General features: G+C 66.4%; 17 protein-coding genes. 10 read left to right on the top strand and 7 right to left on the bottom strand.

Annotated elements, in window-relative coordinates:
- Window positions 1-21: 21 nt before the first annotated feature.
- Together U5760_RS12655 and U5760_RS12650 are read left to right on the top strand one after the other, a co-directional pair.
- The gene (locus tag U5760_RS12655; RefSeq protein WP_322012144.1) at window positions 22-1185 is read left to right on the top strand and encodes an ABC transporter substrate-binding protein; all 1164 of its coding nucleotides are present in this window, start codon (window positions 22-24) and stop codon (window positions 1183-1185) included.
- A gap of 31 nt (window positions 1186-1216) precedes the next feature.
- Entirely contained in the window at window positions 1217-2068 is an 852-nt protein-coding gene (locus tag U5760_RS12650) for an SMP-30/gluconolactonase/LRE family protein (protein ID WP_322012143.1), read from the top strand.
- Window positions 2069-2123: 55 nt separating this feature from the next.
- Here U5760_RS12650 and U5760_RS12645 read toward each other — a convergent pair whose 3' ends face one another.
- The 4 genes from U5760_RS12645 to U5760_RS12630 form a co-directional block, all read right to left on the bottom strand.
- Window positions 2124-3680 carry a class I adenylate-forming enzyme family protein gene (locus tag U5760_RS12645; RefSeq protein WP_322012142.1) on the bottom strand — a complete coding sequence of 519 codons (1557 nt, stop codon included), beginning with the start codon at window positions 3678-3680 and terminating at the stop codon, window positions 2124-2126.
- A 22-nt stretch (window positions 3681-3702) separates the two neighbouring features.
- Window positions 3703-4920 carry an acyl-CoA dehydrogenase family protein gene (locus tag U5760_RS12640; protein WP_322012141.1) on the bottom strand — a complete coding sequence of 406 codons (1218 nt, stop codon included), beginning with the start codon at window positions 4918-4920 and terminating at the stop codon, window positions 3703-3705.
- 92 nt (window positions 4921-5012) lie between these two features.
- Complete coding sequence (locus tag U5760_RS12635; protein WP_322012140.1) at window positions 5013-6101, bottom strand: phosphotransferase; 1089 nt, start codon at window positions 6099-6101, stop codon at window positions 5013-5015.
- The gene (locus tag U5760_RS12630) at window positions 6098-6871 is read right to left on the bottom strand and encodes an SDR family oxidoreductase (RefSeq protein WP_322012139.1); all 774 of its coding nucleotides are present in this window, start codon (window positions 6869-6871) and stop codon (window positions 6098-6100) included. Before U5760_RS12630 ends, U5760_RS12635 begins: the two co-directional genes overlap by 4 nt.
- A 262-nt stretch (window positions 6872-7133) precedes the next feature.
- Here U5760_RS12630 and U5760_RS12625 point away from each other — a divergent pair, with 262 nt between their 5' ends.
- Window positions 7134-8939, top strand: coding sequence for an acyl-CoA dehydrogenase (locus U5760_RS12625; protein ID WP_322012138.1), 1806 nt, complete (start codon window positions 7134-7136; stop codon window positions 8937-8939).
- A gap of 15 nt (window positions 8940-8954) precedes the next feature.
- On the top strand, window positions 8955-9428 hold the full coding sequence (locus U5760_RS12620) for a PaaI family thioesterase (protein ID WP_322012137.1): 474 nt from the start codon (window positions 8955-8957) through the stop codon (window positions 9426-9428).
- 36 nt (window positions 9429-9464) lie between these two features.
- Here the strand turns inward: U5760_RS12620 and U5760_RS12615 are convergent, their stop codons facing one another.
- Entirely contained in the window at window positions 9465-10277 is an 813-nt protein-coding gene (locus tag U5760_RS12615) for an IclR family transcriptional regulator (protein WP_322012136.1), read from the bottom strand.
- Window positions 10278-10568: 291 nt separating this feature from the next.
- On the opposite strand from U5760_RS12615, the gene U5760_RS12610 reads away from it, so the two are divergent.
- Together U5760_RS12610 and U5760_RS12605 are read left to right on the top strand one after the other, a co-directional pair.
- Entirely contained in the window at window positions 10569-11465 is an 897-nt protein-coding gene (locus tag U5760_RS12610; RefSeq protein ID WP_322012135.1) for a fructose bisphosphate aldolase, read from the top strand.
- Between the two features lie 201 nt (window positions 11466-11666).
- On the top strand, window positions 11667-12335 hold the full coding sequence (locus U5760_RS12605; RefSeq protein ID WP_322012134.1) for a transglycosylase SLT domain-containing protein: 669 nt from the start codon (window positions 11667-11669) through the stop codon (window positions 12333-12335).
- Window positions 12336-12546: 211 nt separating this feature from the next.
- On the opposite strand, the gene U5760_RS12600 is transcribed toward U5760_RS12605, so the two are convergent.
- Window positions 12547-13467, bottom strand: a complete 921-nt coding sequence (locus tag U5760_RS12600; RefSeq protein ID WP_322012133.1) for a ProQ/FINO family protein — start codon at window positions 13465-13467, stop codon at window positions 12547-12549.
- Between the two features lie 163 nt (window positions 13468-13630).
- Here U5760_RS12600 and U5760_RS12595 point away from each other — a divergent pair, with 163 nt between their 5' ends.
- Window positions 13631-14407 carry an SDR family oxidoreductase gene (locus U5760_RS12595; RefSeq protein ID WP_322012132.1) on the top strand — a complete coding sequence of 259 codons (777 nt, stop codon included), beginning with the start codon at window positions 13631-13633 and terminating at the stop codon, window positions 14405-14407.
- Window positions 14408-14557: 150 nt separating this feature from the next.
- On the opposite strand, the gene U5760_RS12590 is transcribed toward U5760_RS12595, so the two are convergent.
- On the bottom strand, window positions 14558-15649 hold the full coding sequence (locus U5760_RS12590) for an OpgC domain-containing protein (RefSeq protein ID WP_322012131.1): 1092 nt from the start codon (window positions 15647-15649) through the stop codon (window positions 14558-14560).
- 727 nt (window positions 15650-16376) lie between these two features.
- On the opposite strand from U5760_RS12590, the gene U5760_RS12585 reads away from it, so the two are divergent.
- Genes U5760_RS12585 through U5760_RS12575 form a run of 3 tightly spaced genes read left to right on the top strand, consistent with a single transcriptional unit; the run spans window position 16377 to window position 20082 of the window.
- Window positions 16377-18749: a bifunctional salicylyl-CoA 5-hydroxylase/oxidoreductase gene (locus tag U5760_RS12585; RefSeq protein WP_322012129.1), complete on the top strand. Its 2373-nt coding sequence runs from the start codon at window positions 16377-16379 to the stop codon at window positions 18747-18749.
- On the top strand, window positions 18749-19531 hold the full coding sequence (locus U5760_RS12580) for an SDR family NAD(P)-dependent oxidoreductase (protein ID WP_415914089.1): 783 nt from the start codon (window positions 18749-18751) through the stop codon (window positions 19529-19531). Before U5760_RS12585 ends, U5760_RS12580 begins: the two co-directional genes overlap by 1 nt.
- Window positions 19528-20082 (top strand): MarR family transcriptional regulator, encoded by a 555-nt coding sequence (locus U5760_RS12575; RefSeq protein ID WP_322012127.1) that lies wholly within the window; start codon window positions 19528-19530, stop codon window positions 20080-20082. The genes U5760_RS12580 and U5760_RS12575 overlap by 4 nt, the downstream gene beginning before the upstream one ends.

Below are 20082 nucleotides of genomic sequence, written 5' to 3'. Positions count from 1 at the left end.
ACCCCGTTCAGGAGACAAACAATGACACTCCGTAAGTTGTCCTTGGCACTGGTTGCCGCCCTCGTCGTGACCCACCCCGCCTTCGCCGACGATACCGTTCATATCGGCTACTCCGGCCCGCTTTCGGGCGGCGCTGCGAAGTACGGCAAGGAGGTGCTCGAAGGCATGCAGATGGCCGTGGACGAGGTCAACCAGGCCGGGCTCACGGTGGGCGGCAAGAAGGTCAAGCTCGATATCGTCGCGCTGGACGACCAGTACAACCCGAGCGAGACCGCCATCAACGCGCGCCGCCTCGTGCAGGAAGACGGCGCCGCCGTGGTGCTCGTGCCGCACTCGGGCGGCTGCTATGCAGTGCAAACCATCAACGAGCAGCTTAAGCTCCTGCTGCTCGCCTATACGAGCGTGCCGCAGCTCGCCGCGCGCGGCAATCCGCTCACGCTGCGCATCCCGCCCGAATTCACCTCGTACACCGGATCGTTTGTCAAGTACGAGATGGACAAGTACGGCAAGGCCGTCGCACTCGCCAATACCGACACCGACTACGGCAAGGCCTGGGTCGCCGCATTCAAGCCGGCGTGGCAGTCCGCGGGCGGCACCGTCGTGGCCGACAACCCCATGTCGTATAACCGCGCCACCGACTTCTACAGCGGCGTGAGCCGCGTGCTGGCCGCCAAACCGAATGTGATCTTCCTCGGCGGCCCGTCCGAGCCTACCGGCCTCATCATCCGCCAGGCGCGCGAACTGGGCTACAAGGGCGGCTTCGCGGTGATGGACCAGGCGAAGCTCGATGAAGTCGCGAAGATCGCAGGCGGCTACGGCCCGCTCGAAGGTGCGATCGGCGTGATGCCCATCGCCGACGATCCCTCGCCCTCGGCGAAGTCGTTCGTCGCCCGCTTCGCAAAGACGCACGACGGCCGCATGCCCACCCAGGAAGCATCGCTCAACTACACGGCCGTCTGGGCCACGGCGCTGGCCATGAAGCAGGCCGGCACGACGAGCGACGCGGCCGCGATCCGCAAGTCGTTCGACCAGGCCATCAAGGCACTGGCGACCGACAACAACCCCGACGGGCTCTCCGGCGTCGATGCGCGCGGCGGCTTCACGATGGGCCGCGCCGTGGTGGCCGTGGTGGAAGGCGGCGGCATCAAGCCGCTGCCGGGCAGCGAGCTGAACGCGTCGAAGTGAGTCCATCCGGTCCATTCAACGGGAGTGCCGTATGAGCGCGTATCCCTCGCTCGAGATTCTGGTCGATGGGCTGTGCTTTCCCGAAGCGCCGCGCTGGCGCGAGGGCCGGCTCTGGTTCTCCGACTTCTACCGCCGCCAGGTGCTGCGCACCGACATGCTCGGCATCGTGGAGGTGGTGGCCGACGTCCCCGCCAATCCCAGCGGCCTGGGTTGGCGGCCGGACGGCTCGCTGCTGGTGGTTTCGATGAACGACTGCCGCGTGCTGCGCGCGCGGCGCGGCGACCTGCAGACCTATGCCGACCTCGCGCCGTGGGTGCCGGGGCCGTGCAACGACATGCTGGTCGAGAGCTCGGGCCGCGCATGGGTGGGCAACTTCGGCTTCAATCTGTACGCCGGAGAGGAACCCCGCGGCACCGACCTGCTCTGCATCGAGCCGGACGGCAGCGTACGCGTGGCCGCCCGCGATCTGCTCTTTCCCAACGGCATGGCGCTCACGCCCGACGGCCGGCGCCTGATCGTGGCGGAAACGTTCGGAGAGCGAATCACCGTATTCGATGTCGATGCCAGCGGCACGCTGTCGCGCCGCCGCGTGTTCGCCGACCTGGCGGGTCGTTACCCCGATGGCCTCTGCCTCGACGCCGAAGGTGCCGTATGGGTGGCCGACGCGCGCGGCAACCGCGTGCTGCGCGTGACCGAGGCGGACGGCATCGTCGATACGATCGGCACAGGTGAGCAAAACTGTTACGCGTGCATGCTGGGCGGGGACGACGGACGCACGCTGTTCCTCTGCACGGCGCCGGGTATCGGCGAGGACAACATGGTGCGCAAGGGCGGCCGCATTCAGTTCACGCGCGTAACGGTACCGCACGCGGGCCTGCCCTGAGCGAACGGGGCCAGCCGGCCCCGTTCCTGTCACTTTGCAGTGCTGAATGACACGATTACGCAAGCACCTGTCCGAACTGGTCGCGCAGGTCCCGCTTGAGCACCTTGCCGATGGCGCTGCGCGGCAACGCATCGACAACGACTACCGCGGCCAGCCGCTGCATCTTCCCGAGGCGTTCGTTGACCCAAGCCATGAGCGCCGTCGGCTCCAGCACCGCACCCTCGCGCAGCGTGACGAAGGCCACCGGCGTCTCGCCCCAGCGCCCGGAAGCCACGCCCACCACGGCAGCCTCGATCACCTCGGGATGATCTACGATCACCTGTTCCAGATCGCTCGGATAGATGTTGAAGCCGCCCGAAATGATCATGTCCTTCTTGCGGTCCATGAGGACGAGGAAGCCGTCTTCGTCGAAGCGGCCGATATCGCCCGTGCGGATAAAGCGCTCGCCCGCGGCGTCGTACCACTCGGCTTCGGCGGTCTTCCCGGGCTGCCGGTAGTAGCCCGTCATCATGGTCGGCGAGCGCCCCACTACTTCGCCGATGCTGCCCGGCGGCAGTTCGCGCCCTTCGGGATCGATCAGCCGCATCTCGTGGCCCGGCATCGGCTGGCCGACGGTGTGCAGCTTGCCGGGATGTTCTTCGGCGCGCAGCTCGCACGACGCCCCGCCCTCGGTCATGCCGTAGAACTCGGTGAGCGTGCCCGGCCAGCGGCGCACCACTTCGGCCTTGAGGTCGGCGGCAAACGGCGCGCTCGTGCACGACTTCGACTGGAAGCTCGTGAGATCGTAGCGGTCGAAATCGGGCTCGGCGAGCAGGCGCCGGTACTGCACCGGCACGAGCATCGTGTGCGTCGCGCGGTATTGCTGCGCGAGTTGCAGATAGCGCCGGGCGTCGAACTTCGGCATCAGGATCACCGTGCCGCCAAGGCCGAGCGTCGGGAAGAAGCTCACGAGCGTGGTGTTCGAATAAAGCGGCGTGGAGATCAGCGTCACGGCCCCCGGCCCGTAGCCGCGCGAAACGCTGCGATGTGCGTAGGCAAAGCGCATGGCGTGCGACTGCACGATGCCCTTCGGCATGCCCGTGGTGCCCGACGAATAGATGAGGTTGAAGGCCCATTCGGGCTGGATCTCGACAGGCGCCGGCATGCTGCCTGCGGGCGCGAGCCAGGTGTCGAATGCCTCAGGGCCCGTCTGCGCGTCGAGCCGTACCGTGCGCACGTCAGGCGGCGCCGAAGCCGTGGCCAGTGCCTTTCGGACCTCGGCATCGACGAACACGAGGGCGGCACCGGCATTCGCGATCATGCCCGCGAGGCTATCGGGGTGCGCCGTGGGCGATAGCGGTGCGACCGCGGCGCCCGCGCGCAGCGCGCCGACGAACGCCACCGCATAGGCGATCGAGCCCTGCGCGCAAATGGCCACGACGTCGCGCGGCGCCACACCGTCGCGTTGCAGCGCGGCAGCGCAACGGTCGACGAGCGCGTCGAAGGCCGCGTAGCTCACCGTCTCGCCGTCACACACGAGCGCCGCGTGGCCCCCTTGCGTGCGGGCCAACTGGCGGATCTCGTCGGGCAAGCTGACGAACGGCGCAAGCGCCGTGTCGGAGGTTCCCGTCATGACTTTCGTACTCCTTTCCGGTTCAAAGGTACGTGCCCAGTTCCATCTTCGCGATGGCGTTGCGATGCACTTCGTCGGGACCGTCGGCAAGACGCAGCGTGCGTGCGCTCGCATAAGCGCGCGCGAGGCCGAAGTCGTCGCTGACCCCGCCGCCGCCGTGCGCCTGGATGGCCCAGTCGATCACCTGGCAGGCCATCGAAGGCGCAGCTACCTTGATCATCGCGATCTCCTTGCGCGCGAGTTTGTTGCCGAGCGTATCCATCTTCCAGGCCGCATGCAACACGAGGAAACGCGCCTGGTCGATCAGAATGCGTGCGTTGGCGATGCGCTCGCGCGTGACGCCGTGATCGGCGATCTTGCGGCCGAATGCGGTGCGCTGCACGCTGCGCCGGCACATGGCTTCCAGCGCGCGCTCCGCGCGCCCGATCAGGCGCATGCAGTGATGAATGCGGCCCGGCCCGAGACGCCCCTGCGCGATCTCGAAGCCGCGCCCCTCGCCCAGCAGCACGTTCGAAACCGGCACGCGCACGTTTTCGAACAGCACTTCGGCGTGGCCGTGCGGCGCATCGTCGTAGCCGAACACCGGCAGATGGCGCAGGACCGTGACGCCCGGCGTCTCCATGGGCACGAGAATCATCGACTGGCGACGATGCGGATCGGCGTGATCGGGATCGGTCTTGCCCATGAAGATCAGGATCTTGCAGCGCGGATCGTTCGCGCCCGAAGTCCACCACTTGCGCGCGTTGATGACGTAGTGGTCGCCGTCGCGCTCGATGCGGGCCTCGATGTTGGTGGCGTCCGACGACGCCACGGCGGGCTCGGTCATCGCGAAGCCCGAACGAATCTTGCCTTCCAGCAGCGGCTTGAGCCATTCGTCCTGTTGCGCGGCGCTGCCGTAGCGCACGAGTGTTTCCATGTTGCCGGTATCCGGCGCCGAGCAGTTGAACGGCTCCGAACCGATGCCCGAGCGGCCCATGATCTCGCACAGCGGCGCGTATTCGAGGTTCGTGAGACCCGCACCGTACTGCGACTCCGGCAGGAACAGATTCCACAGGTCCGCCGAGCGCGCCTTGTCCTTCAGCCCTTCGATCACCGGCGCCGGCTGCCAGGCGTTGCCCGCGCGGCGGGCCGCGTCCATTTCGGCCTCGAACTGCGCCTCGGCCGGATAAACGTGCTGCTTCATGAACGCCTGAAGACGCGCCTGCAGGTCCTTCACTTTGTCCGAATGCTCGAAGTTCATCGTGTGATTCCTTCTATCAGAAAGGCACCGGGCCGCCGGGCGGGCGCAGTGCGGGGGGTGTGGGAACGGGCGCGCCGCTTGCCCCGGCGCGCCTAGCGCAGCGCATCGACCTGCTGTGCGAGCGCCCAGGCCTGTTCGGCGAGGGGCCGCGTGCGCCGCCCGGTTTCGAGCGCGAGCGCACTCGACGCATTGCCTTGCAGCGCGCGTGCCATGACGCCCTGCAGGATGCCGACGAGCCGGAACATGTTGAAAACGAGGTAGTAGCCCCAGTCCGCGGGCGAAACATCGGCCCCGGCGCCGCGTGCGGTGCGCGCCAGATAACGTCGCAGATAATTACGTTCGTCAGGAATGCCAAGCGAATCGAGATCGAGACCGACGAGTCCGCGCCGCTCCCCTGCCGTCATGCGCCAGATCATGCAGTGATACGCGAAATCGACCAGCGGATGGCCGAGCGTGGAAAGCTCCCAGTCGAGCACGGCGAGAATGCGCGGTTCGTACGGATGGAACACGACGTTGTCGAGCCGGTAATCGCCGTGCACGATCCGGCTTTCGTCGCCGGGCGGCACATGCCTCGGCAGCCAGTCGATCAGGCAGTCGGCCGCCTCGATGCGCTCGGTTTCGGAGGCGCGGTACTGCCTGGTCCAGCGCGCCACCTGGCGCGCGATATAACTGCCCGGCTTACCGTAGTCGGCAAGGCCGATTGCGGCCGGATCGACCGAATGCAGTTCGGCCAGCACGCGATTCATCTCGTCGAAGATCGCGCTGCGCTCCGGGGGCGTCATGCCCGGCAGCGCCGGGTCCCAGAAAATGCGGCCCTCCACGTACTCCATGAGGTAGAACGGAGTGCCCAGCACGTCCGCGAATTCGCACAGCGCATAGGTCTTCGCCACGGGCACCGCCGTGCCGGCCAGCGCGCGAATCACGCGATACTCGCGCTCCACCGCGTGCGCGGAGGGCAGCAGCGTGCCGGGCGGCTTGCGGCGCAGCACGTAGCGGCGCCCGTCCGCTTCGAGCAGGAAGGTGGGGTTGGACTGACCGCCCTTGAACTGCTCGGCGCGCAGGCGCCCCGAGAAACCCTCCACATGCACGCGCATCCATGCGCCGAGGCGCACGAGGTCGAAGGCATGCGCATCGGCCACGGGGCGTGTGCCGCTGAAGCTGCTCTGGAAATCGATCTTCATATCGCCGAGCGCCCTCCGTCCACCGCGAGGTACTGGCCCGTGACGTGGCGCGACGCGTCCGAGGCGAAGTACACGAGCGCGCCTTTCAGGTCGTCGTCGTCGCCGAGGCGTTGCAGCGGCGTGCGGCGGATCACTTCGTCGCCGATCGTGTCGAGCAGCCCGGCCGACATCTTCGAAGGAAAGAACCCCGGGCAGATCGCATTGACGTTGATGCCGTAACGTCCCCACTCCGAAGCCAGCGCGCGCGTGAAATTGATCATCGCGGCCTTGGAGGTGTTGTAGGCGATCGTATGCACGCCGCGCCCCATGCCGCGCAGTCCCGCGATCGAGGCGATATTGACGATCTTGCCGCCGCGCCGCGGGATCATGCTGCGCCGGCCCACTTCGCGCGTGAGGAAGAACGGCGCGTTCACGTTCAGGTTCATGACCTTGTGCCAGGCGGCGTCGGGATAATCTTCCGTGGGAGCGCCCCAGGTCGCACCCGCGTTGTTCACGAGAATGTCGATGCGGCCATGCGCGGCGAGCACGTCGTCCACGAGTGCGGGAATGCGCTCGATCTGCTGCAGGTCGCTTACGACCGTCTTCGCCTCGACACCGTGCCGCTTCAGATGCGTCTGGGCTTCGTCGAGTTCGTCGGCCTTGCGCGCCGAGATCACCACCTTGCACCCCATCTCGCCCAGCGCCTCGGCCATCTGCAGGCCAAGGCCGCGCGAGCCGCCCGTCACCAGCGCGACGCGCCCGTCCAGCCTGAATCGCTCTCTTATGCCCATTGCCGTATCCCTCGCCTTGCCCGCCAATGAATCATTCCACTTTGCAGATGTTTATTCTGCAATGCAGAAATGCTAACGCCTTGTCGTTCAACATGCAAACGGCACTACGATCTCGCTGGACGGGGAAAACCCTGGGAATTGCATCGAGAGCCCGCATCGTCGGGATTCCTGGCTACTAGAGGCCAACCGGGTGTCGGGTTTCGCGATTGTTAATTCCACTATGCAGACTATAATTCTGCAAATTACGAAGCTCGACTTTCCGATGACCGACTCGCTGCTGATCAACCGACGCGACCTCGAATTCCAGCTCTTCGAACTGTTCGAGGCCGAGACCCTCACCCGGCGCCCCCGCTATGCGGACCACACGCGCGAGACCTTTCTCGCCGCCCTCGACACGGCCCACACCATTGCGCAGGAACGCTTCGCCCCGCACAACCGCCTGAGCGACGAGCACGAACCGCGCTTCGACGGCGAGCGCGTCGCCCTCATTCCCGAGGTTCGCGCGGCGGTGCGCGCATACTGCGAGGCAGGCATGCTGGCCGCTTCTAAGGATTACGAACTAGGTGGCATGCAGTTGCCCGCGCTGGTCGCGCATGCCTGCCAGTCGCTCTTCAAGAGCGCGAATATCGCCACGTCGTCCTATGTCGGGCTCACGCTCGGCAATGCGAACGTGATCGAGCGGTTCGGGTCGCCCGCGCAGCAGCGCAAGTATCTGCGCGCGCTGCTCGACGGCCGGTTCTTCGGCACCATGGCGCTCACGGAGCCCCAGGCCGGTTCGAGCCTCGCCGATATCGCCACGCGGGCGGTGCCGAATGCGGACGGCACCTACTCGCTCACCGGCAGCAAGATCTTCATTTCGGCCGGCGACCACGAGTTGAGCGAGAACATCGTCCATCTGGTGCTGGCGAAAATTCCCGGCGGGCCGCCCGGCGTCAAAGGCATCTCGCTCTTCACCGTGCCTAAATTCCACGTGAACGACGACGGCAGCCTCGGCGAGCGCAACGACGTCGCGCTCGCCGGCCTCATCCACAAGATGGGCTGGCGCGGCACCACGTCGGCCATGCTGTCGTTCGGCGAACGCGGTGCGTGCATCGGCGAGATCGTGGGCGAGCCGCACCGCGGCCTCGCCTGCATGTTCCAGATGATGAACGAGGCACGCATCGGTGTAGGCATGGGTGCGGTCATGCTCGGCTATCGCGGCTATCTCGCCTCGCTCGATTACGCGCGCGAGCGCCGCCAGGGCCGCGCGCCCACCGAAAAACGCGCCGACGCCCCACCCGTCGCACTGATCGGCCACGCCGACATTCGCCGCATGCTGATCGCGCAGAAAGCCTCGGTAGAGGGCGGCTATGCGCTCTGCCTCTACGCGGCGCGCCTCGTGGACGAACAACGGACGGCCGACGATCCCGCCGCCCGCGCCGATGCCGCCCTGCTGCTCGATCTGCTCACGCCCGTGGTGAAGTCCTGGCCCTCGCAGTGGTGTCTGGAAGCCAATAGCCTCGCGATCCAGATTCACGGCGGCTACGGCTACACGCGCGAGTATCCGGTCGAGCAGTTCTACCGCGACAACCGGCTCAACCTGATTCACGAGGGCACGCACGGCATCCAGGCACTCGACCTGCTCGGCCGCAAGGCGACGATGGACGAAGGGCGCGCGATCGCGCTGCTCGCGCGCGAGATCGACGCCACGCTGCGGCAGGCGGCCGGGCAGACCGGGCTCGAGGAGGAAGCGCAGGCACTGACCGCGGCGTGGAGCGAAATGGAGACGACGCTCGCCGTCTTGCGGCCCGCGTTGAAGGAGGACGCGACGCGAGCGCTGGCGCTGGCCAATGCGTTTCTCGAAGCGTTCGGCCATACGGTGATGGCGTGGTTATGGCTGCGCCAGGCGTTGGTCGCGACGCGCGCGCTGGCCGGATCGCCGGCGACCGGCGACGTGGCGTTCTATCGCGGCAAGCTGCAAACCTGCCGCTGGTTCTTCCGCCACGAACTGCCGCGCACGAACGTGCAGCACGCGCTGCTGCGCCGGCTCGACGATACGGCGCTCGCCATGGCGCCCGACTGGTTCTAGAACGAACGACAAGTCATGAAGAAACCCGACCTGCTCTGCGATGCCCTCCCGACAAGCGGCCACGAAGCGGAGAACGGAGTGCCGGAAGGCTATGCGCCCATCGAGCGCGGCGGTCCGTACTTCCGCGCGCTCGGTCCGCTCTATGCGCGGCCGGCCGCCGACGGCGGCCTGATCGTCGCGGTGCGGGTGAGGGAGGCCCATGCGAACTCGCTCGGCATCGCCCATGGCGGCATGCTGATGACGCTCGCCGACGGCGCGATGGGCATCAACCTGAACCTCCTGCGCGCCACCGCGAGCGGCACGCAAGCGACGGTGACGACCACGCTCACGAGCGAATTCCTGGCGGCCGCACGCGTGGGCGACTGGCTGGAGGCTCATGCGAGCGTGCGCCGCAACGGGCGGCGCATCGTGTTTGCTCAATGTTCGCTGAGGGTGGGCGAGCGCGAGGTGCTGCACGCGAGCGGCACGTTCCTGCCGCTTGCGGATTGAAGGAAGACCCAGGACGGCGGGCCCCGGTCCCGCGCCTCAGCGCAGCGAAACGTTGCCCTCTTCGAGTTGCGCGACCACGCGCAACAGGCGCGGCTTCACCTCTTCGAGCAGAAATTCCTTCGAGAGCGACGACGACGGACCGCCTACGTTGATCGCCATGACGGGCAGGCCGCCGCCGGGCTGGAACGCGCGCGCCATGCCGTTGACGTCCTTTTGCCAGTCGCCGAACGAGCAGGTCACGCCGAGCGCGCGGTGATCTTCGATGCCTTCTTCGATACCGCGCCGGATCTGCGGCCAGGCCACGTCGTCGAGTTCGCGCACTTGCTCCATCGCGTCGAGCCGTTCGCGCGCGCTCGCCAGCGCGAGCCACGCGCGCCCGATCGCCGAGGTGGCGAGCGGAATGCGCGAGCCCACGTCGAGCGTGAGCGCGAGCGCGCCCGGCCCGCGGCAGCTTTCGATGTAGAGCATGGACAGGCGGTCGCGCATGCCGAGCGAAACGGTGCCGCCCGAGAACTCGGCCAGTTCCTGCATGAGCGGACGCGCCATCTTGCGCACGTCCAGACGCGCGAGGATCGAACTGCCAAGTGCGAGACACGCCGTGCCAAGACGATAGCGGCCGCTATCCTCCAGATGAATCAGGTAGCCGAGCTTCGTGAGCGTCATGGTGAGACGCGAGACGGTGGAGCGCGGCAGCTTGCAGCGCTGCGCGATTTCCTGATTGGTCAGCGCCGTGTCGCCGCCGCGGAAACACGCCAGCACTTCGAGCCCCCGTGCCAGCGCAGTCACGAAATGCCGGTCTTCCTTGTGGGCCGTGGGCCGGTCTGTTTTGTGCTCGATGTCAGCCATCATGAATAGAGAATGTGCGTTCGAATGGCGCCTCCCTGCGGCGCCGCCTTCCAGGCTGTCCGCGAACGTCTTCACCGGGCAGCCAGCGCTGCTGGAATTATATTCTGTTATGCAGAATCGGGCGGCGGCCGATCGGCTTCGGCGTCACCTTGGGCGCCGCCCTGGGTGCCCCGCCGCACGCACCGTGCGCCACGGAAAAGACGACGGCCACGGACGCAAGTAAACTCGTCGATATCGGCCCGCATGGGGCCCACCCGATCGCGCCACCCGGCGCCCATTTACGGAGGAACGGTCATGCCGAACGAAACGATGCTCGCGCAAATGCGCTCGAAACCCGGCTTCATCGCCGCGCTGGACCAGAGCGGCGGTTCGACGCCGGGCGCGCTGCGCCAGTACGGCATCCCAGAGAGCGCCTACCACGGCGACGCGGAAATGTTCCGGCTCATGCACGAAATGCGCGTGCGCATCATCACCGCTCCGGCGTTCACGGGCGAGAAGGTGATCGGCGCGATCCTCTTCGAAGCCACCATGGACGGCACCGCGCAAGGCAAGCCCGTGCCGGCCTTCCTGTGGAACGACCGGGGCGTGGTGCCGTTCCTGAAGGTGGACAAGGGGCTCGAAGCCGAAGCGGACGGCGTGCGCCTCATGAAGCCGATTCCGGGTCTCGACGCCCTGCTCGCCCGCGCGGTCAAGGCCGGCATCTTCGGCACCAAAATGCGTTCGGTGATCGAGCACGCCTCGCCCACGGGCATTGCGGCGATCGTGGCCCAGCAGTTCGAAGTGGGCGAACAGATCGGCGCCCACGGTCTCGTGCCGATTCTCGAACCCGAAGTCTCGATCAAGATCCCCGACAAGGCCGAAGCCGAAGCCCTGCTGCGCGACGAACTGCTCAAGGGCCTAAACGCACTGCCCGCCTCGCGCGACGTCATGATCAAGCTCTCGATCCCCACGACGCCCGACTTCTACCTTCCGCTCATCGAGCACCCGCGCGTGGTGCGGGTGGTGGCGCTTTCGGGCGGTTACTCGCGCAGCGACGCCTGCGAGCGTCTGGCTCACGACCACGGCATGATCGCGAGCTTTTCGCGGGCGCTCATCAACGATCTCACGCAGTCGATGACGGACGCCGAATTCGATGCCGCGCTCGCCGGGAGCATCGACGAGATCTGGAAGGCGTCGGTTCAGAAGGTTTGACGGGCTGATGAGGCAGGTGGCTCCGGCGTTGCTTCGGCACGGCATGCGCCGGGGGGCATGCAGGGGCCGCCAGAGCTTCCGGTTCCGCCCGCGCCCCGCTCTCGCCTTGCACTGCAGCAAAGTGCCTGCATACGCAACTGCGTGCACCGCCGCCCGTGCGGTTATACTTGCCCCTTCCCCTTTTCTCGACACGCACTGGCCATGAGGCGATTACTCTGCCTGATCGTCCTGCTGCCGGGCCTGCATGCGCAGGCGTGGGCCCAGCAAAGCCCCCCGGTCGCCGCGAACGCCCCTGCGGGCAACGACACGATCTCCGCGTATCTCATGCAGCGCTTCGGCGTGGCGAAGGAAAAGGCGAGCACGATCTCCATGGCGGTCACGACGGCTGCCGAAAAATATTCGCTCCCCCCGGCGGTTCTCCTCGCCATCATCTCGATCGAATCGCGCTTTCGCGAGAAGGCGCATGGCGCCAACGGCGCGACAGGTCTGATGCAGGTGGTGCCGTCGGCGCATCGCAATCTGCTGCACAACGTAAAGGACCTCACGAAGCCCGACGTGAACATCGACATCGGTTCGTCGATTCTCTACGGCTACAAGCGGGCAGCCGGCGGCGACCTGACCGCTGCCATGAAGAGCTATGGCGGGTCGATGGCCTACGCGCAGAAGATCCAGTCGCGCGCCGTGGAATTCAACCATCTGTTCGAAACGCCCGCCGCGGCGCAGACCGGGTCCGATGCCGCGGACGCCTCGGCCGTGCCCGCCGTGTTCGTGGCACCGGCGGCATTCTCCGCTTCCTCGTCCACCACGGCTTCTGCGTTGACCGCCGGTTCGGACGCTGCCGCGACGGCCGCCGTTCAAACCACGCACTAAGCGCACAAGACGGTGAGCCGAAGTGGCAACCGCCTTTGCGTTATTGCCTGGCAGTGCCGAGCAATTTTCATAACCCATACTACGCATGGCACGCGCCAACGAAAAACCCCGCCATATTTAGTTGAATATGTCGGGGCGGGGAACCACACCTTGGCGGCACACCATGGCAGCAGCACCGATCGGATATCGACCGGTGCGTTGCTTCAAACGCTCAAGCGTCGGTAGCAGGCGGCTCGGTATTGCCCGCCGGTGCGGCCTGAACAGGCGTTTCGGCTTCCACCGGCGGCTGTTCGGCCTGCACGGCAGCTTCCACCACCGGTTCTTCAGCCTGCACGGCAGGCTGCGACGTCGGCTGTTGCGCTTCCGGCTCCGGCACAGCAGCCTTCGGCGGCTCCGCGCCCGCGTCCTTAGCCTTGGCTTGTGCCTCGGCCTTGGCCTTCTGACGTGCGAGCGCCGCGTTCGCGCGGCCGATGTGCGACGCCTCGATGCCCGGGCCCGCCGACGCGCTGCCGTCCAGCTCGTAGCGGGAACCGCCCGCCGCCACGCGCTCGTGGTAACGCGGATGGTTCACGTGGCGCTTGAGCACGGCCACGATCAACGTGCGGTCGTAATCGGGATGGCGCGCAACGAGGTCTTCGGCCACGCCGATCTTCAGCGGCAAACGGTCGCGAAACGCCGGATAGTGCTTCGCGAACACGTTCCAGACCGTGTTGAGCTGGCGATTGCGCTCGATGCGCGCCTTTTCGGCCTCGGTCAGGTTGGCCGCCGGCTGCTGGGCGCGGGCCGGCCGCTGGCGATGCTGAGCAGGCCGCTGGCCATGCGGCTGGGCCGGCTTTTGACCGGGATTTTGCCCCGCATTCTGGCCGGGGTTCTGGCCGCCGTGCTGCGCACGGGCCTGCCTCGGCTGCTGGGGCTTGGCCCCCTGCGGCCGGCCGCCGCCGGACTGTTGCGGGCGGCCGCGCGCACGCGTGTCCTTGCCCTGTGCGGGCGGACCCTTGCGCGCGGGCTTGCTCTCAGGCGCCTGCGGCTGTTCTTCGGGCGTTTGCCCCGTGCCCTTCCCCATGCTCCGCTTGAGTTCCAGCAGACCTTCCTTGAGGCTCAGGGGGCGGCGTTGTTGCGATGCGGCTTTCACGTCCAGCTCTCTTCCTTATTGGATCGGACGCTATGATACAGAATCGCGGGCGGCATTTCCGGCGCGCCGCATCAATAACCCTTCGCGAGCCCCGTTGCCGCGCTGCATTTCCTGGCGCCGGCCCTCGTTTTTTGCGTACCTGTCCCTTCATTTCCGCACTTTCATGACTGCTTCCACGCCTTCCCACGCCCCCGCCTGCGCAATCGTCACCGGTCATACCCGGGGCCTCGGCGCTGCGCTGGCCGATCTGCTGCTCGCGCGCGGCATCCGTGTTCTCGGCCTCGGACGGGGCACGAACCCGGCGCTCGCCGCCCGCCATGGCGAGGCGCTTGTTCAGGCCGTGGTCGATCTGGCCGATCCCGCCGCCCTCGAACGCTGGCTCGCCACCGATGCGCTGCGCAGCTTCACCGGCGAGGCCCGCTGCGTACTGCTCTTCAACAATGCCGGCACGGTCGATCCGATCGCTCCCTGCGGCGCCCAGGATGCGGGCGCGATTGCCCGCGCCGTCACGCTCAACGTCGCGGCGCCGCTGATGCTGGCCAACGCGATCGCCGCTCCCGGAGCAGCGGCGAACCCGGAAGCCGAACGCCGCATCGTGCACGTATCGAGCGGCGCCGCGCGCAACGCGTATTCGGGCTGGAGCATTTATTGCGCGACGAAAGCGGCACTCGATCATCACGCGAGGGCCGTCGCGCTCGACGCACCGCATGGTGTGCGCATCTGCAGCGTCGCGCCCGGCGTGGTCGATACCGGCATGCAGGCGACGATCCGCGCGACGGGTATCGAACAGTTCCCGTTGCGCGAGCGCTTCGAGCAACTCAAGCAGAACGGCCAGCTGGCCACACCGGAAACCGCCGCCCTGCAATTGATCGATTACGCCTTGAGTGACGCGTTCGGATCGACTCCCACGGCGGACGTGCGCGAACTCGTCAAAACGTGACGTGGCTCCCGCAAACGCTCACCTGTGCGTGTGCACGGCGGCCGAAGCGAGCTACGCGAAGTCCCTGTTTGCACGGAAAATAACGCTGGCTCGCGAAGCGGGTGAGCGTTGCTTCCCGCAAACGCTCACCTTCAGCTGATAGGGACGTATTCAGGTGAGCGCCACGCTGCGCGAGCGCGGCGTCTTGAGCCAGCGCGCGCCGCCGGCCAGCGTGAGCAGTGCCGCAATGGCCAGCAGATCGCCGGCAAGCCGCGCCGGAAAGTAGGTGGTCAAATGCAAGGCGCGCAACAGCGTATCGACCACATTCGACGCCACGGCGCCGCCTACGAAACAGACCAGCGCCTGCTGTCCGACCGTCACCATGCCGGGCAGGCGTTCGGCCAGGTACCGCACCCAGCCGAGCCGCACCGCCTGCGCGACGAGCCAGGCGACGGCGCCGAAACTCACGATGCGCAGGCTGGCGAGATTCTGCTTCATGTAGCCCGGCTGCGGCTCGACCTCCACCCACAGACGGATGACGGCAAAACCGACGACAATGGCAATCGCCACGATCGTGATCGCGCGCCCGGTGAGCGACACCTGAAATGCTTGCGATACGGGGTAAAGACGACATAGCAGTCCGAGCATGAACATGGCCTGCCACGCGAACGGATTGAACGGCCAGATCGCACCAGGCGCTGCCGGCAGATAGCGCACGAGCCAGCACGACGCAAACCAGATGCCGAAGCTGCCCATAAGCGCGAGGTCGGGCGAGCGGCGCGCCACCGGCATGACGAACGGCAGGGCCAGAACCAGCGCGACATACATCGGCAAGACGCCGGCAAGATACGGCTGATCGCGGAACAGCGCCACATTCGCGAGCATCGTGACCGGATGCGCGACAAAGCGCGCGATGCCCGAATCGGTGACGAGCGGCGAATCCACGCGCAGCAACATGGCGGCCGCGCCAGAAAGCAGCATCAACGCGGCCGTGCAGAGATAGGCTGCATAGATCTCGCGGCCGCGCCGCCAGAAACGCCGGTTAGCCGCATCGGTGCCCCTGCGCGCGGCGAGCCCGAGCCAGCTTGCCGCGGAAACATAGCCGCTCACGAATACGAAGACCTCCGCGGAATCGCAAAAGGCGAAGTTGTGCAACATGACGTGCGAAAGCACGCTCGACGGAATGTGATCGAGCGCGATGGCGATCAACGCGTATCCTCGCAGAAAGTCGATTTCGATCGATCGCTTCGCAGTCTGACTCATCAATGGCAACTCCATTCAGGTCGCAGAATCCGGTTGAACACATGAATCAGGCGCGTGTGTACGCTGCGCTTCGATTCGCCACGCATAACAATCATTTTGTAAGCATGCCTGATCAATCGATCCGGCCTTTCCACTCGCCTACGGCGGTCTTTCCCACTATTTCAGCGTGAAAGGAGCGCGTAATGGCCCGACGTGCACGGCGAGCAGCGCCAGGATCGAGCGGTCTGCAATGCGACTTTAATGCCAGAAAAACGGCCCAGGGACGTTCGTAACGGCCAGTAGCAATTCTCTGCTGCGCACCCTCTTTTACCTCGCCGTCCTTGCTCATTCTCAGATCGAGACACCATGCGCCTTTCCAGCCAAACCTCGATCGATGCCTTCGCAATCGCATCGCGAGCAGCACCCTTCCCTCACGGTTGAAGAGGCGCATGTGCCGCTCCCGCGCGCGGGCGAGTTCGGTGCGTATCCCGCACAACGAAGCACCGTCCGCACGTTCGTGGTGCCAGACCCCAAACAAACGCGCACGCGCCACACCAAGGCATTCGTAAGCTCACATATGCCGTCCACTCAGCGCTCATGGCTTGGTTGACGCCGCTACGCGCGGCAGGTTCCATCGATTTGCAAACCAGCCTGTAGATCGATGACCGCTCCGCTCAGCCTCGCCAAATTACTTGACATATAAAATATTTAAACCTACATTGATTGCGCGGATACACAAGGAGCGAACATGCGCATCGTTTGCATCGGTGGCGGCCCCGCAGGCCTGTACTTCGGCCTGTTGATGAAGCGGCGCCACCCGGACTACGACATCACCGTAATCGAGCGGAACCGGCCCTACGACACGTTCGGCTGGGGCGTCGTGTTTTCGGACCAGACGCTCGGCAACCTGCGTACGGCCGACCCGGAAAGCGCGGCCGAAATACTCGATGCGTTCAACCATTGGGACGACATCGAGATCCATTTCGGCGGCCGGGCGATCCGCTCGTCGGGGCACGGCTTCTGCGGCATCGGCCGCAAGCGCCTCCTCAACATCCTGCAGGCGCGCTGCGAAGCGCTCGGCGTCAAGCTCGTGTTCGACACGCAGGGCACCGACGAAGACATCGGCGAAGCCGGCCTGATCATCGCGAGCGACGGCCTGAACAGCGCCACGCGCCAGAAGTACGCGGCCACCTATCAGCCCGACACCGACCTGCGCGACTGCCGCTTCGTGTGGCTCGGCACGTCGAAGCTCTTCGATGCGTTCACGTTCGCGTTCGAGAAAACCGAATGGGGCTGGTTCCAGGCGCACGCCTACCGCTTCGACGAAAACACCTCGACATTCATCGTGGAAACGCCCGAGCACGTCTGGCGTGCCGCGGGGCTCGACACGATGAGCAAGGAAGACAGCATCGCCTTCTGCGAAAAGCTCTTCGCCCGCTATCTGGACGGCCACGCGTTGCGCTCGAATGCGTCGCATCTGCGCGGCTCGTCGCAATGGATCCGCTTCCCGCGCGTCGTCAACCGCGAGTGGGTGCACTGGAAGAGCGGCGCGAACGGGCATCAGACGCCGGTCGTGCTGATGGGCGACGCGGCACATACGGCGCACTTCTCGATTGGCTCCGGCACCAAGCTCGCACTCGAAGATGCGATCGAACTCGCCAACAGCATGGAAGCGCATCCGCGCGACCTGCGCGCCGCGCTGGCGCACTATACGAGCGTGCGCAGCGTCGACGTGCTGCGTATCCAGAACGCCGCGCGCAATTCGACCGAGTGGTTCGAGCACGTGGACCGCTACGCGCACTTCGAGCCGGAGCAGTTCGCCTACTCGCTGCTCACGCGTTCGCAGCGCATTTCGCACGAGAACCTGCGCGAGCGCGATGCGGCCTGGCTTTCGGACTTCGAATCGTGGCTCGCGGCCCGCGCGGGCGTGAATGCCGGCGCGAGCGGTCGCGCGGTGCCGCCGATGTTCACGCCGTACACGGTGCGCGGCGTCACGCTGAAGAACCGCATTCTGGTCTCGCCGATGGCGCAATATTCGGCGCACGACGGCGTGGCCGGCGACTACCACCTCATGCATCTGGGCGCCCGCGCAATGGGCGGCGCAGCCCTCGTAATGACCGAGATGACCTGCGTGTCGCCGGAAGCGCGCATCACACCGGGATGCCCGGGTCTCTATAACGAGGCCCAGCGCGACGCATGGCGGCGCATCGTCGATCTCGTGCATGCGCAGAGCGACGCGAAGATCGGCATCCAGCTCGGCCATTCGGGCGCCAAGGGTTCGACGCGCGTGGCGTGGGAAGGCATCGACCAGCCGCTGCCGGACGGCAACTGGCCGCTCGTTTCCGCGTCGCCGCAGCAGTATCTGCGCGGCGTGAGCCAATGGGCACGCGAAGCCACCGTCGCGGAACTGCAGGAGATCAAGGCGCAATTCGTGCGCTCGACGCAGATGGCCGCCGAGGCGGGTTTCGACTGGCTCGAACTGCACTGTGCGCACGGTTATCTGCTCTCGAGCTTCCTCTCGCCGCTCACCAACCAGCGCAGCGACGCCTATGGCGGCTCGCTGGAAAACCGCCTGCGCTACCCGCTGGAAGTGTTTGCCGCGGTCCGCGCAGCGTGGCCCGAAGACAAGCCGATTTCGGTGCGCATCTCAGCGCACGACTGGGTGGAAGGCGGCAACACGCCCGACGACGGCGTGGAAATCGCCCGCGCCTTCAAGGCGGCCGGCGCCGACATGATCGACGTTTCGTCGGGCCAGGTGAGCAAGGACGAGCGTCCCGTTTATGGCCGCATGTTCCAGACGCCTTTCGCCGATCGCGTGCGCAACGAAGCCGGCATTGCCACCATCGCCGTGGGTGCGATCTCCGAAGCGGACCACGCGAACGGCATCATCGCGGCGGGTCGTGCCGATCTGTGCGCCGTTGCGCGCCCGCACCTCGCGAACCCTTCGTGGACGCTCACCGAGGCCGCGAAGATCGGCTACTTCGACGTGATGTGGCCGCGCCAGTACACCGCCGCCAAGACGCAGCTCGAACGCAACATCGAACGCGAGCGCGCCGCAGCCGCGGCGAGCGCGGGTCTCTCGCCACTCGAACGCGCGCAGCGCGCAGAGGGAACCGTGTGATGAGCGAACACGCCACCCTCGCAGGACTTCATGCCGTCGTGACCGGCGGCGGCAGCGGCATCGGCGCGGCCACGGCCGCCGCGCTGCTGCGCGCCGGGGCACGCGTCACGTTGATGGGCCGCGACGCCGCGCGCCTCGAAGCGCAGCGCGCAGCGCTGGCCGGCGGCGAAAACATCGCCTGTGCAAGCGTCGACGTGACCGACGAAGACGCCGTCGAAGCCGCGTTCGCGCAGACCGCCGAGCGCTTCGGCGCAGTCGATATTCTCGTCAACAACGCAGGCCAGGCGCAGGCCGCGCCGTTCGTGCAAACCGATCTCGCGCTCTGGCGCCGCATGCTCGACGTCAACCTCACGGGCGCGTTCCTGTGCGCGCGCGCCGTGCTGCCGGGCATGCTCGCGCGCAAGAGCGGCCGCGTGGTCAACGTCGCGAGCACGGCGGGCCAGGTGGGCTATCCCTATGTGGCGGCTTATTGTGCTTCGAAACACGGCGTGATCGGCATGACGCGCGCCCTCGCACTCGAAGTCGCGACCCAGGGCGTGACGGTCAACGCCGTCTGTCCGGGCTACACGGAAACCGAGCTTCTGCAGGCTTCGATCGAGCAGATCACGCGCAAGACTTCGCGCAGCGCGGAAGAAGCACGCAAGATCCTCGTGCGCCACAACCCGCAGCAGCGTTTCGTCACGCCGGATGAAGTCGCCAACGCCGTGCTGTGGCTCTGCGCGCCCGGTTCCGCCTCGATCACGGGGCAGTCCATTTCCGTTTCCGGTGGAGAAATCACATGACCTCGCCTGTGTCCGCACGCAAGACCGCCGCCGCGAAGAGCTCGCGCAAGGGCGTCGCGAAACCCGCCGAGAACGTCTTCGACATGGAAATGAGCACGGGCGCCGATAGCCATATGGGCCTGCGCCTGTGGTTGCGCCTGCTCACCACCACCAACCTCGTGCAGGCCGAATTGCGCCGCCGCCTGCGCGTGGAATTCGACACCACGCTGCCCCGCTTCGACCTGATGGCGCAGCTCGAACGCCATCCCGAAGGCTTGCGCATGACCGAGCTCTCGCGCCGCATGATGGTCACGGGCGGCAACGTGACCGGCATCACCGATCAACTGGAGAAGGAAGGCCTCGTGGTACGCGACGCGGACCCGGACGACCGCCGCTCGATTGCCGTGCGCCTCACGCCCGAGGGCCGCGCCCTCTTCGACCGCATGGCGGTCGCGCACGAGCAATGGGTCGTGGAAATGCTGGGCGGCCTCTCGCTCGACGAAAAGTCGAAGATGCACGAGCGCCTCGGCAAGCTCAAGCAACATCTGCGCGACAGCCTTCAAGGAGACTAA

This window comes from Paraburkholderia sp. J12 (assembly GCF_905220215.1).
GTDB lineage: Bacteria > Pseudomonadota > Gammaproteobacteria > Burkholderiales > Burkholderiaceae > Paraburkholderia.
The sequence above is the reverse complement of the archived record's forward strand: the minus strand, read 5'-3'. Positions and strand labels throughout refer to the sequence as shown.

Coding starts and splice junctions, on each gene's coding strand:
- U5760_RS12655 (WP_322012144.1), top strand. CDS start 22: ATGACACTCCGTAAGTTGTCCTTGGCACTGGTTGCCGCCCTCGTCGTG.
- U5760_RS12650 (WP_322012143.1), top strand. CDS start 1,217: ATGAGCGCGTATCCCTCGCTCGAGATTCTGGTCGATGGGCTGTGCTTT.
- U5760_RS12645 (WP_322012142.1), bottom strand. CDS start 3,680: ATGACGGGAACCTCCGACACGGCGCTTGCGCCGTTCGTCAGCTTGCCC.
- U5760_RS12640 (WP_322012141.1), bottom strand. CDS start 4,920: ATGAACTTCGAGCATTCGGACAAAGTGAAGGACCTGCAGGCGCGTCTT.
- U5760_RS12635 (WP_322012140.1), bottom strand. CDS start 6,101: ATGAAGATCGATTTCCAGAGCAGCTTCAGCGGCACACGCCCCGTGGCC.
- U5760_RS12630 (WP_322012139.1), bottom strand. CDS start 6,871: ATGGGCATAAGAGAGCGATTCAGGCTGGACGGGCGCGTCGCGCTGGTG.
- U5760_RS12625 (WP_322012138.1), top strand. CDS start 7,134: ATGACCGACTCGCTGCTGATCAACCGACGCGACCTCGAATTCCAGCTC.
- U5760_RS12620 (WP_322012137.1), top strand. CDS start 8,955: ATGAAGAAACCCGACCTGCTCTGCGATGCCCTCCCGACAAGCGGCCAC.
- U5760_RS12615 (WP_322012136.1), bottom strand. CDS start 10,277: ATGATGGCTGACATCGAGCACAAAACAGACCGGCCCACGGCCCACAAG.
- U5760_RS12610 (WP_322012135.1), top strand. CDS start 10,569: ATGCCGAACGAAACGATGCTCGCGCAAATGCGCTCGAAACCCGGCTTC.
- U5760_RS12605 (WP_322012134.1), top strand. CDS start 11,667: ATGAGGCGATTACTCTGCCTGATCGTCCTGCTGCCGGGCCTGCATGCG.
- U5760_RS12595 (WP_322012132.1), top strand. CDS start 13,631: ATGACTGCTTCCACGCCTTCCCACGCCCCCGCCTGCGCAATCGTCACC.
- U5760_RS12590 (WP_322012131.1), bottom strand. CDS start 15,649: ATGAGTCAGACTGCGAAGCGATCGATCGAAATCGACTTTCTGCGAGGA.
- U5760_RS12585 (WP_322012129.1), top strand. CDS start 16,377: ATGCGCATCGTTTGCATCGGTGGCGGCCCCGCAGGCCTGTACTTCGGC.
- U5760_RS12580 (WP_415914089.1), top strand. CDS start 18,749: ATGAGCGAACACGCCACCCTCGCAGGACTTCATGCCGTCGTGACCGGC.
- U5760_RS12575 (WP_322012127.1), top strand. CDS start 19,528: ATGACCTCGCCTGTGTCCGCACGCAAGACCGCCGCCGCGAAGAGCTCG.